This window comes from Streptococcus uberis (assembly GCF_900475595.1).
Taxonomy (GTDB): Bacteria; Bacillota; Bacilli; order Lactobacillales; family Streptococcaceae; genus Streptococcus; species Streptococcus uberis.
On sequence record NZ_LS483397.1, the window covers coordinates 470288 to 482953 of the forward strand.

Sequence of the window (12666 nt, forward strand, 5' to 3'; positions counted from 1 at the left end):
TTTCTTTAAATAGTTTTTTAATTTAGAATGGTTAAAAAGAGTAGCAATAATGGTTATAAATAGTAAGAAAAAAGAAGGCTATCTGGCCTCCTTTTTGTAGAACAACTTTATGACAATGCTTTTTTGGCGATGGCTAAATCACCAGCATATTCTTCTTTTTTACCATTTACAATTTGGTAAGCATCAGCACCTTTTCCAGCAATAATCAAGGCATCACCACTTGTATGACAGTGTTTTAATCCCTCAATAATGGCGTTTTGTCGATCAACAATGATTGACACGTGTCGATTCACATGACTGGCAATTTCTTGACAAATGGTTTCAGGATCTTCAAAGTTGGGATCATCAGCTGTCAAAATCACATTAAGATTTGGATGATTATTGATAACACGACCAAAATCAGCACGACGACTTTCCCCTTTATTTCCTGTTGAACCAATGATTAAACTAATCTGGCCTTTTTGGTGGGTTTCAACGACAGAAACTAATTTTTCTAAGCTATCGCCGTTATGAGCATAATCCACAAAAACTTTTGCTCCATTAGGATGTGAAACGACTTCCATACGACCTGGTACCGTAGTTTGTGCGATGCCTTCATGAATATCAAGATGACTAGCACCAAGTTTTTGACAGGCTAGTCCAGCAGCAATAGCATTTTCTTGATTGAAACGACCGATGAGTTGGATATCATAGTGGCCAGCAATTTGTCCATTTACAGAGAATGCAAAGGCTTGGCTTTCCGTTAAGGCATTTTCGGACTGATCCCCATAGAAGACATGGTCTTTGTCTGCGACTTGTTCAGCCAAAATGTCAAAATGATCCATTCCACTATTAATGACAACTGCTCTGCTATTTTCCATTAAAAGGCGCTTATGGTAAAAATAATCTTCAAAAGTTGGGTGCTCAATTGGTCCGATATGATCTGGACTGATATTTAAAAAGACACCAACATCAAAGGTTAATCCATAAACACGGTCAACAAGATAAGCTTGGCTTGAGACTTCCATGATGACATGTGTCATACCATTTGAAACACAGCTTGCCATCATTTTAAAGAGATCTAGGCTTTCAGGAGTTGTTAGTTGAGATTTGAAGAATGTCTGACCATCTAAAGTGGTGTTCATGGTTGAAAACATTGCTGGTTTATAGTTTTGTTTTAGAATGTGATAGGCAAAATAAGCAGCAGTTGTTTTCCCTTTAGTACCGGTAAAAGCAAGGAGTTTCAGCTTTTCTTGAGGATTGCCATAAAAAGTCATTGCAATGATACTCATGGCTTTTTTGATATCAGAAACAATTATAGCAGGGATGCTTAATTGGTAATCTATTTCGGAAACGTATGCTTGCAATCCTTGATCTATGGCTTTTTTCAGATAGTCAACTTTAAATTGTGCCCCTTTGGCAAAAAATAAGGTATCTGCATCTACTTCACGACTATCATAACTCAGTTTCTGAAAACTTAATCCAGAGTAATTAAAATAATAGTGTTCTTGATGGATGACTTCTCTAAAGTTATGGTCTTTTTTTAAAAGTTCAATGGTTTTTTCAATTGTTATCATAATCCTTATTTTATCTCTAATGTTCAAGATTTACAAGTAACATGCAAAAGTTTATAATATAGCTAATAATGAAAAGAAAGTATAGCTATGTCAAAAAATAGAAATGATCTGACGCAAGAAGAACTGATGTTACAAGGGACTGTTTGGTCCACAGTTAGTAATTTTACCAGCCGTTTATTAGGTGTTATTTATGTTATCCCTTGGTTTATGTGGATGGGGGAACATGCTACTCAAGCTAACGCATTGTTTAATATGGGCTACAATGTTTATGCCTATTTTTTATTGATTTCAACAACGGGTTTAAATGTTGCCATTGCCAAACAAGTGGCTAAATACAATTCTATGGAGCAAGAAGAGCATAGCTACCAATTAATTCGAGGCACCTTGAAATTAATGGTGGTCTTGGGGCTGATTTTTTCAGCCATTATGTATATCACTGCACCTGTCTTTGCCAAATTATCAGGAAGTGATCAGCAACTGATACCAATCATGCATAGTTTATCCTTGGCGGTCTTGGTTTTTCCAACCATGAGTGTTATTCGTGGCATTTTTCAGGGATATAATAACTTAAAACCATCTGCATTAAGTCAAATTGCTGAGCAGATTATTCGCGTCATTTGGATGCTTTCCACTACCTTTGCTATCATGAAGTTGGGATCAGGGGATTATCTAAAGGCTGTGACGCAATCAACCTTTGCGGCTTTTATAGGAATGATTGCTAGCATGGCAGTCTTGATTTACTATCTAAAACAACAAGGCCTCTTGAAAGTGATTTTTTCAAAACCTCAATTGGAAACCCCTATTGATACCAAAGGCCTACTTATTGAAACCTTGAAAGAGTCCATTCCATTTATTGTGATAGGAAGTGCTATTCAGTTATTCCAGTTAATTGATCAATGGACATTCACTAATACAATGCTCCTTTTTACACAGTATACAAGAGCACAATTATTAATCCTTTTTGGTTATTTTAACGCCAATCCTGCCAAAATCACCATGATATTAATCGCAGTAGCAGCTTCGATAGGTGGCGTTGGGATTGCTTTATTAACTGAAAACTATGTCAAGAAAGACATGAAAGCCTCTGCCAAACTGATTATCAACAATATTGTTATGTTGTTGATGTTTATCTTACCGGCTTTAACAGGCGCCATTATTTTAGCAAGACCACTTTATTCGGTCTTTTATGGCTTTAGTGAGGCGCAAGCTATCTCTCTCTTTAGGGCTGTTTTGTTACAGACCCTCTTGTTGGCTTTTTATTCCCTACTTGCTCCAATGTTGCAGGCCTTATTTGAAAATCGCCGGGCCTTGACTTATTTTGCATACGGTATCTTGATTAAACTAGTCTTTCAAGTACCATGTATCTATTTGTTCCATGCCTATGGACCACTTCTTGCGACAACACTTGGATTATTAGTTCCAATTTACCTTATGTTCCGTCGTCTCCATCAAGTGACTAAATTTAACCGTAAACTCTTGTTTAAACAAAGCCTTTTAATTCTCATCTTAACAGGAATTATGGGCCTATTTGTGGCCATAGCAAATTGGTTATTAGGTTTTGCTTTTGTCCCGACAGGACGTCTATCAAGTCTCCTCTATCTCTTAATTGTGGGAACTTTTGGTATGTTAATCTATGGCTATCTAACCCTTGTTACGCGTCAATTGGATAAACTGATCGGAGAAAAGGCAGAGACTCTACGTAAAAAATTAAGAATCAATGTCTAACTTTTTTAAACTGGCTTTGCTTTACAGGGAGCAAAGTCTTTTTATATCTTTTCCTATCTGAAGCATTCATGATAAACTAGATAAGAGGTGACGAAAAATGATAGAATATGATTTTAAAAAACAACCCAACCGCTTACACGAATCTTCTGTAAAATGGAGAGAAAGTGAAAATAATCCAAATTTATTGCAACTTTGGGTTGCTGATATGGATTTTCAAGTCATGCCAGAAATTCGAGAGGCTTTGATTACCCATGTTAGTCAAGACATTTTAGGATATACCTATCCCAGACAAGACTTGTATCAAGCTATCATCAATTGGGAAATGATAGAACATGGCTATGGCATCTCTAAAGATTGTCTTTTATTTATTGATGGGGTGGTCCCAGCTTTATCAATTGCGCTTCAATCCTATACTCAGGAAGGGGATGCTGTATTAATCAATAGTCCCGTCTACCCTCCTTTTGCCAGAACCATTCAGGCCAACAATCGAAAAGTGGTTCGAAATGAATTGGTGATAAGTGAAGGACGGTATACCATAGATTTTGAGCAATTAGAGAAACAAATCAGTGAAGAGCAGGTCAAACTTTATTTTTTATGCAATCCTCATAATCCTGGTGGACGTGTTTGGTCACAGGAAGAGCTTTTTAAGATTGGTACTTTGTGTCAAAAATATCAGGTTTTATTAGTTTCGGATGAAATTCATCAAGATCTTGCTTTATTTGGAAACAAACACCATTCCTTTAATACCATTAGGAGTGATTTTAAAGACTTTTCGATTATCCTCAGCTCAGCGACTAAAACCTTCAATATTGCTGGAACCAAAAATAGTTTTGCAATGATTGAAAATCCTATTTTGCGCAGGCTTTTCAAAAAAACGCAAATTAAAAATAATCAACTGGAAATTCCAACTGTGGGCTTAGTGGCGACGGAAGCGGCTTATACTTATGGACGTGACTGGTTAAATCAATTGAAAAAGACCTTGGAAGAAAATATTACTTTTGTGACAGATTTTCTAGGGGAATATACTAAGATAAGAGTGATGAAACCAGAAGGAACTTATCTGATTTGGTTGGATTTTACAGCTTATGGTTTGGAGCAAAAAGATTTAATGACTAAGCTTAAGGAAGAAGCACATCTTGTTTTGAATGATGGTGAAACATTTGGAAAAAGTGGTAAAGGCTATGCTCGCTTTAATGCAGCAACTCCCATGTCTGTAATTGTTAAGGCCTGTCAACGTCTTGCAAGAGTATTTCCAAAATAAATTTAAAAAGATGCTTATTTTACTAAGCAAAAGGCAATCTTTTTTGGTATAATATTCAAAGTGTAAAAAATGAAGAAGGAAGTAAATCATCATGGGAAAATGTCAAGTTATTTCACATCCACTTATTCAACACAAATTATCCATTTTACGTCGTGAAGACACCTCTACAAAAAATTTCCGAGAGTTAGTCAATGAAATTGCCATGTTAATGGGGTATGAAGTGTCTCGTGACCTACCTTTGGAAGATGTTGAAATCCAAACTCCGGTTGCTAAAACCATTCAGAAACAATTGACAGGAAAAAAATTAGCCATTGTTCCAATTCTTAGAGCAGGTATTGGTATGGTTGATGGTTTCTTAAGCTTGGTACCAGCTGCAAAAGTAGGTCATATTGGTATGTACCGTGATGAAGAAACACTTGAACCTGTTGAATACTTGGTTAAACTTCCTGAAGACATTGATCAACGTCAAATCTTTGTTGTGGACCCTATGTTAGCAACTGGTGGTTCAGCTATTTTAGCAGTCGATTCCCTAAAAAAACGTGGTGCTGGCAATATTAAATTTGTTTGTTTAGTAGCTGCTCCAGAAGGTGTTAAGAAATTACAAGAAGCACACCCAGATGTTGACATTTACACAGCAGCATTAGATGAAAAACTTAACGAACATGGTTATATCGTCCCAGGCCTAGGTGATGCCGGCGATCGCTTGTTTGGTACTAAGTAAACATCCAGTGGATGTTTACTTAGGCGAGACTAGAAATTAAGACCCGAGCCACATCCAGTGGATGTTTACTTAGGCGAGACCAGAAATTAAGACACGAGCTACATCCAGTGGATGTTTACTTAGGCGAGACCAGAAATTAAGACCCGAGCCACATCCAGTGGATGTTTACTTAGGTGAGACCAGAAATTAAGACACGAGCCACATTCAGTGGATGTTTACTTAGGCGAGACCAGAAATTAAGACACGAGTCAAGTCCATTGGACATTACTTGTGTTCAAAAATGATTGGTTTTGCAAATTGTAAACGGATGACTTAGCTTCTTGCAAAGTAGGAATAACTTTCTAGTTACGACTGGAAAGTTTTTTAAAGAATAGTTATTATTTGACCTTATTTGACCAAAAGATTATAATAGGTTCAGTATTAAAAACTCTTACAGTAGTTTGTTAGAGTTAAAGAAAGATTGGAGAAAAGATATGATTCCTGTAGTTATTGAACAAACAAGCCGTGGGGAACGTTCTTATGATATTTACTCACGTTTACTGAAAGATCGTATTATCATGTTAACTGGTCCTGTTGAGGATAATATGGCAAATTCCATCATTGCTCAATTGCTCTTTTTAGATGCACAAGATAATACAAAAGATATTTATTTATACGTCAATACACCTGGCGGTTCTGTTTCAGCTGGACTTGCCATTGTTGATACAATGAACTTTATTAAATCTGATGTTCAAACCATTGTTATGGGTATGGCTGCTTCTATGGGTACCATTATTGCCTCATCAGGTACAAAAGGGAAACGTTTCATGTTACCAAATGCAGAATACCTCATTCACCAACCAATGGGTGGCACAGGAAGTGGCACACAACAAACCGATATGGCCATTGTTGCCGAACAACTTTTGAAAACACGTAAACGCCTTGAAAAAATCCTTTCTGATAACTCTGGAAAAACCATTAAACAAATTCATAAAGATGCCGAACGTGATTATTGGATGGATGCAAAAGAAACCTTAGAATATGGGTTCATTGATGCCATCATGGAGAACAACGAACTAAAATAAACAAAAAAACTAACTTATTCTTTTTAAGTTAGTTTTTTTACTATCGAGACAACTATAAAGAGTTATTTTTTTTACATAATAATGTTTTAAGACATTTCTAATAGGATGTGATATACTAATTATATATCCAAATATGACAATATTTGGGGAGAGAGAGTTAGTACCGTCATTTTGACGGTACTTTTTAAACCAGACTTGTTAAAGAAACCCTCTAAAAATAAACTTTATGATATAATCAAATTATGTTAGTCGTAAATGAAGAGTTAGTAAAGATTGATGATGCTATCGATTGTCTAGTTGATGATCTTTTAAAGTGCAAAACATTTCAAACTTATCTTGAAAAGAAGTCTCTTTTTGAAAATGACAGTGTTTTACAAAAAGATATTTTGACTTTTAAAGACTTAGCAGAAGAATATGATAAAAGGAAACATTTAATTGCCTTTCGTCCAGAACTATTGGACTTAAGGAAAGAAGTCTATGCTAAAAAACGTGCTTTGGATTTACATCCAAAGGTGGTTGACTTACGCCTAGCTGAAGTGGATTTTCAAGAAATTTTGGCCCAGGTCACCCAGGCAATTGCTGATACTGTGTCTTCACATATTTTTGTTGACACTGGTTTGCCTTTATCCCCCAAAAAAGAAAGATTTTCTCTTGGTATCTACCAAAATATTAAAGAAAAGGATAGCTAATGTTTGAAAAACAAAAACGAGTTGGTTTAGTTGTTTATCTTTATTACAATAGAGACGCTCGAAAAGTTCACAAATATGGAGACGTTTATTACCATTCCAAAAAAGGAAGATACTTGGTGATGTATGTCAATCAGAATGACCTCGAAGAAAAAATGAAAGAGTTGCAAAAACTGAAGTTTGTCAAAGAAGCAGTGGTTTCTGCATTTGATGAGATTGATCATCAATTTGTAGGCAATTTACATCGAGAAGCTAATTAATATAGTGAAGGGAGTTTGATGTTTTCATCGACTCCTTTTTTCTAATAAAAAAAATAAGTTTAAACTATTGACAATTTTCTGATAATTCTGTATTCTTGAAGACATATTAAATTAAGTATAGGTCGTGAGGAGTAAACTATGAAGAAGAAACTATTGGTTTCGACAATAGCTTGTTTATCGTTATTATCATTAGCTGCTTGTGATGCTGCTCCGCCAAGTAGTACATCCAATGCTAAAGGAACCAAAATTGGCAAAACAATTAAATTAGGACTCAATTTGGAACTGACAGGCGGAGTTTCGGCATATGGAAGTGCAGAAAAAGTAGGTGCTTTGATGGCTGTTAATGAAATAAACCGTTCTGGTGGGGTTGATGGAAAAAAGATTGAAGTCATCTCAAAAGACAACAAGTCTGAAAATGCAGAATCTGCGACAGTAACCACAAGTCTGGCGACACAGAGTAATGTAAATGTTATTATTGGCCCAGCAACTTCTGGTGCGGCAGCTGCTGCTTCTCCCAATGCCACCTCTGCAGCAGTTCCCCTGATTACACCATCGGGGACTCAGGATGATCTAACCATAGCAAAAGATGGTAAAACTTATGACTATATTTATAGAACAACATTCATTGACTCTTACCAAGGTGATGTGCTTTCAAAATTTGCTACTGAACAGCTAAAAGTCAAAAAAGTTGCTCTTTTTTATGACAATTCTAGCGATTATGCCAAAGGTATTGCAAAACGCTTTAAAAAAGTATTTAAGGAAACCATTGTTTCCGAATCTACTTATCAATCCGGAGATACTGATTTTCAATCTGCATTAACAAAAATGAAGAATCAATCCTTTGATGCCATCATTATGCCAGGTTATTATCAAGAAACGGGAACCATCATTAAACAGGCAAGAGAGATGGGAATTTCTGTTCCAATTGTTGGTCCAGATGGATTCGCAGATGCTAAACTTGTTGAATTGGCTGGGCAAGAAAATGTTAATAATGTCTATTATCTCTCAGGTTATTCAGCATCAACTTCTGAGAAAGCGTCAGCTTTTGCCCAAAAATATAAGAAAAAATATGGAGAAGAACCCTCAATGTTTGTTGCTTTAGCCTATGATTCAGTTTATATGATGGCTGATGCAGCAAAAGGAGCGAAAACCTCTAAAGACATTTCAAAAGCTTTAGCGCAATTGAAAGATTTTCAGGGTGTTACTGGTACAATGACAATTGATCAAAAACACAATCCCATCAAATCAGTGACAGTTATTGGTTTGACAAAAGGTAAAGAAAGTTCTGCTACGGTCATCAAAGCTGAATAAGAAAGTGTCTTAAAAAATATTTAGAAAGTATGGTAACTGAATGCTACAACAACTTGTTAATGGACTTATTTTAGGTAGTGTTTATGCCCTTTTAGCCTTGGGTTACACTATGGTTTATGGCATTATCAAATTAATCAACTTTGCCCATGGGGATTTATTTATGATGGGAGCTTTTATTGGTTTTTACCTGATTAATGTTTTCCATTTGAATTTCTTTTTGGCACTGGTGTTAACCATGATATTAACAGCTATTTTAGGGATGTTGATTGAATTTTTAGCTTATCGTCCACTCAGACATTCAACACGGATTGCGGCCTTAATCACCGCAATTGGTGTTTCCTTTTTGCTAGAGTATGGAATGGTTTATTTGGTCGGTGCTGAAGCGAGAGCCTTCCCACAAGCTTTGAAAACCGTTAAATATAATCTAGGACCAATTGCCATCACAAATGTTCAAGTCATCATTTTAACGGTTTCTTTACTATTGATGTTAGGTTTGCAATTTATTGTCAAACAAACGAAAATGGGTAAAGCCATGCGCGCCGTGTCAGTTGACAGCGACGCAGCTCAACTAATGGGGATTAATGTTAATTCAACCATTAGCTTTACCTTTGCCTTAGGGTCAGCATTAGCTGGCGCCGCTGGTGTATTAATTGGGCTTTATTACAATTCGATTAATCCTTTGATGGGTATGACACCGGGAATTAAAGCTTTTGTCGCTGCCGTTTTAGGCGGAATTGGTATCATTCCGGGCGCGGCTTTGGGTGGATTTATTATTGGGCTTTTGGAAACATTCTCGGTTTCTATTGGATTGTCGAGTTATAGAGATGCTATTGTCTATGCCGTTTTAATCGTCATCTTGTTGATTAGACCTGCGGGCCTATTGGGAAAAAATATAAAGGAGAAAGTGTAAGGATGAAGAAAAATAGTAAATCCATTATGGCGTGGTTTGGCATCATTGCACTGGTTTACCTGCTTTTATCTTTTTTAATTGGTAAGGATATAATAGGTCCATATTACGTCCAAATTTTAATGGGGATTGGTATCTCCATCATTATGGCTATGGGGACTAACCTTGTCTTAGGGTTTTCAGGTCAATTTCCTTTAGGACAAGCTGGTTTTATGGCAATTGGTGCTTATACCACAGCGATTTTTACTAACTCAATGCCAACTTATCTCGGTTTCTATCTTTCAATGGTATTAGGAGTACTTATAGCGGGTCTTGTGGCCGTTCTTGTTGGTTTTCCCACCCTACGTTTGAAAGGTGATTATTTAGCCATTGCAACTTTAGGGGTAGCTGAAATTATTCGTATTGCCATAGTTAATGGTGGAGATTTGACCAATGGAGCTGCCGGATTAACAGGGGTATTACGCTATACTTCTTGGCCAGTTGTCTATGCTTTTGTTATTTTAATCATCATCTTGACAATGAATTTTCTACGGTCCTCAAGTGGAAGGCAAGTCATTTCTGTTCGAGAAGACGAAATTGCGGCAGAATCAATGGGTGTTAATACGACTAAGATGAAAGTTATGACTTTTGCTTTTGCTGCAATGACAGCTAGTATTGCAGGTTCACTTTATGTCGGCTATATTGGAACAGTTGTTCCTAAAGATTTCACTTTAATGCGTTCAATTGATTATTTAATCATTGCTGTATTAGGTGGTTTAGGATCTATGACAGGTACTATTGTGGCCGCAATCGTCCTAGGTGCCTTAAACATGTACTTACAGAGTTTTTCAGATGTTCGAATGATTATTTACTCACTAGCATTAATCTTAGTTATGGTCTTTAAACCAAGTGGTTTGTTGGGGACAAAAGAATGTCAACTGTCTCATCTTTTTTCAAAGAATGACAAGGAGGGCAATTAATGGCACTACTAGAAGTTAAGAACCTAAGCAAACATTTTGGCGGCTTAACTGCTGTAGGTGATGTTTCAATGGAGCTTCATGAGGGAGAATTGGTCGGACTTATTGGACCAAATGGTGCTGGAAAGACAACACTATTTAACTTACTGACAGGAGTTTATGTTCCAAGTGAAGGGACAATTACTTTAGACGGTACCCTCCTCAATAAAAAAACACCCTATCAGATTGCTTCCTTAGGTTTATCCAGAACATTTCAAAACATCCGATTATTCAAAGATATGACGGTTTTGGATAATGTGTTAATCGGCATAGCCAACCAAGAAAAACCGCATCTTTTATCAAGCTTGCTTAGATTACCTTATTATTACCGTTCAGAGGCAGAGCTAAAAGAAAAAGCTCTACAATTATTAGCAATATTTGATTTAGACGGTGAAGCAAATACCTTAGCAAGAAATTTACCTTATGGACAACAAAGAAGACTTGAAATCGTAAGAGCACTTGCAACCAAGCCTAAAATTCTTTTTCTGGATGAACCAGCTGCGGGGATGAATCCTCAAGAAACGGCAGAACTAACGTCATTAATTCGTCACATTAAAGATGATTTTGGCATAACAATTATCTTAATTGAGCATGATATGAGTTTGGTAATGGAAGTGACAGAAAGGATTTATGTTCTGGAATACGGCCGTTTAATTGCTCATGGCAAACCTGACGACATCAAGAAAAATAAACGTGTTATTGAAGCTTACCTTGGAGGTGAAATCTAGTGGCTATGTTAACTGTAGAAAATTTATCCATTAACTATGGTGCTATTGAGGCTGTTAATGAGGTTTCTTTCCGTGTTGAAGAAGGGGAAGTGGTCACTCTAATTGGTGCCAACGGTGCTGGAAAAACCTCTATTTTAAGGACTATATCTGGCCTGGTTAGACCAAAAAGTGGTCGGATTTCATTCTTAGGGGAAGATATTCATAAATCGCAAGCGCGGAAGATAGTTGCCAAGGGCTTGTCCCAGGTACCCGAAGGGAGACATGTTTTTGCTGGTTTAACAGTAATGGAAAACCTTGAGATGGGAGCCTTTTTAAAGAAAGATAAGGCAGATAATCAAAAGACTCTCAAGATGATTTTTGATCGTTTTCCAAGGTTAGAGGAGCGTAAACATCAGGATGCTGCGACCTTATCTGGTGGTGAGCAACAGATGTTGGCAATGGGGCGTGCTCTTATGAGTAAACCTAAACTTTTGCTTTTAGATGAACCATCGATGGGTCTTGCTCCTATCTTTATTCAAGAAATTTTTGACATTATTCAGGACATTCAAAAGCAAGGTATGACTGTTCTTTTGATTGAACAAAATGCCAATAAAGCACTTTCGATTGCAGATAGGGCATATGTTTTAGAAACAGGGAAAGTTGTTTTATCTGGAAAAGGATCTGAATTGTTAGCATCAGACCAAGTTAAAAAAGCTTATCTCGGTGGTTAAAATCACTAAATGAGTGGTCTTAGAATGATCAATGTTACAATGGTTTAAAAGAAGATTGAGGATAAAAAAATGTCTGTAAAAGATTATATGACCAAAGACGTCATTGCTATAAGCCCTGAAACAGGAGTGGCCAAAGCTGCCGATATTATGAGAGATAACGATGTTCGTCGTTTGCCTGTATTAGAAAAGGGAAAATTAGTTGGTTTGGTGACGGCCGGAACAATGGCTGAAGCCAGTCCATCCAAAGCAACGAGTTTATCGATTTATGAAATGAACTATCTGCTGAATAAAACTAAAATACGTGATATCATGATTAAAAAGGTTATTACGGTGTCGCCAAATGCTAGTCTAGAAGATGCTATTTATCTGATGTTGCAACATAAGATTGGAGTTTTGCCAGTATTGGACAAGGATGAACTCTGTGGCATTATTACTGATCGTGATGTTTTCAAAGCATTTTTACATGTTTCAGGTTATGGCATTGAAGGGACAAGACTTGTTTTAGAGGCAGATAATGTGGTTGGTGTTTTAGCTAAAGTAGCTGATGCCATCTCAAAAGAGAACTTGAACATTCGCCGTACTGTGGTGGATTCCCGTCCGTCAGGAAAAACGGTGATTGAAATCCAAATTGATGGACATGGAGAAACGCTAACTCTTAAAGAGAACTTGGAGAAAATTGGTGTCATAGTTTCATCAATTGAGAAAACAAGTGAAAAGGAAAGTCTCCTTTAATCGGAAACGC

Annotated in this window: 13 protein-coding genes; 12 read left to right on the forward strand and 1 reads right to left on the reverse strand. The window is 36.7% G+C overall.

Annotated elements, in window-relative coordinates; all coding sequences use genetic code 11:
* Positions 1-107: 107 nt before the first annotated feature.
* Positions 108-1556, reverse strand: a complete 1449-nt coding sequence (locus DQM95_RS02675; RefSeq protein WP_037592432.1) for a UDP-N-acetylmuramoyl-L-alanyl-D-glutamate--L-lysine ligase — start codon at positions 1554-1556, stop codon at positions 108-110.
* Between the two features lie 87 nt (positions 1557-1643).
* Between DQM95_RS02675 and DQM95_RS02680 the strand changes: the two genes are divergently transcribed.
* The 12 genes from DQM95_RS02680 (at position 1644) to DQM95_RS02735 (ending at position 12656) form a co-directional block, all read left to right on the forward strand.
* The gene (locus DQM95_RS02680) at positions 1644-3281 is read left to right on the forward strand and encodes a putative polysaccharide biosynthesis protein (protein WP_012657961.1); all 1638 of its coding nucleotides are present in this window, start codon (positions 1644-1646) and stop codon (positions 3279-3281) included.
* A gap of 97 nt (positions 3282-3378) precedes the next feature.
* Complete coding sequence (locus DQM95_RS02685) at positions 3379-4542, forward strand: MalY/PatB family protein (RefSeq protein ID WP_012657962.1); 1164 nt, start codon at positions 3379-3381, stop codon at positions 4540-4542.
* A gap of 91 nt (positions 4543-4633) precedes the next feature.
* Positions 4634-5263, forward strand: coding sequence for a uracil phosphoribosyltransferase (gene upp / locus DQM95_RS02690; protein ID WP_012657963.1), 630 nt, complete (start codon positions 4634-4636; stop codon positions 5261-5263).
* 473 nt (positions 5264-5736) lie between these two features.
* Positions 5737-6327 carry an ATP-dependent Clp protease proteolytic subunit ClpP gene (gene clpP / locus DQM95_RS02695; protein WP_012657964.1) on the forward strand — a complete coding sequence of 197 codons (591 nt, stop codon included), beginning with the start codon at positions 5737-5739 and terminating at the stop codon, positions 6325-6327.
* Between the two features lie 242 nt (positions 6328-6569).
* A complete protein-coding gene (locus DQM95_RS02700) occupies positions 6570-7016 on the forward strand; it encodes a YlbF family regulator (protein WP_111685930.1) in 447 nt (148 codons plus the stop codon).
* Positions 7016-7273 carry a YlbG family protein gene (locus tag DQM95_RS02705; RefSeq protein WP_037592428.1) on the forward strand — a complete coding sequence of 86 codons (258 nt, stop codon included), beginning with the start codon at positions 7016-7018 and terminating at the stop codon, positions 7271-7273. The genes DQM95_RS02700 and DQM95_RS02705 overlap by 1 nt, the downstream gene beginning before the upstream one ends.
* Before the next feature lie 138 nt (positions 7274-7411).
* Positions 7412-8584: an ABC transporter substrate-binding protein gene (locus tag DQM95_RS02710; RefSeq protein ID WP_037592425.1), complete on the forward strand. Its 1173-nt coding sequence runs from the start codon at positions 7412-7414 to the stop codon at positions 8582-8584.
* A gap of 40 nt (positions 8585-8624) precedes the next feature.
* Entirely contained in the window at positions 8625-9494 is an 870-nt protein-coding gene (locus tag DQM95_RS02715) for a branched-chain amino acid ABC transporter permease (RefSeq protein ID WP_037592423.1), read from the forward strand.
* A 2-nt stretch (positions 9495-9496) separates the two neighbouring features.
* The gene (locus DQM95_RS02720) at positions 9497-10450 is read left to right on the forward strand and encodes a branched-chain amino acid ABC transporter permease (protein ID WP_037592420.1); all 954 of its coding nucleotides are present in this window, start codon (positions 9497-9499) and stop codon (positions 10448-10450) included.
* Positions 10450-11214: an ABC transporter ATP-binding protein gene (locus DQM95_RS02725; protein ID WP_012657970.1), complete on the forward strand. Its 765-nt coding sequence runs from the start codon at positions 10450-10452 to the stop codon at positions 11212-11214. The genes DQM95_RS02720 and DQM95_RS02725 overlap by 1 nt, the downstream gene beginning before the upstream one ends.
* The gene (locus DQM95_RS02730) at positions 11214-11924 is read left to right on the forward strand and encodes an ABC transporter ATP-binding protein (RefSeq protein WP_037592418.1); all 711 of its coding nucleotides are present in this window, start codon (positions 11214-11216) and stop codon (positions 11922-11924) included. Before DQM95_RS02725 ends, DQM95_RS02730 begins: the two co-directional genes overlap by 1 nt.
* 69 nt (positions 11925-11993) lie before the next feature.
* Positions 11994-12656 carry a CBS domain-containing protein gene (locus DQM95_RS02735; RefSeq protein WP_037592416.1) on the forward strand — a complete coding sequence of 221 codons (663 nt, stop codon included), beginning with the start codon at positions 11994-11996 and terminating at the stop codon, positions 12654-12656.
* Positions 12657-12666 lie beyond the last annotated feature (10 nt).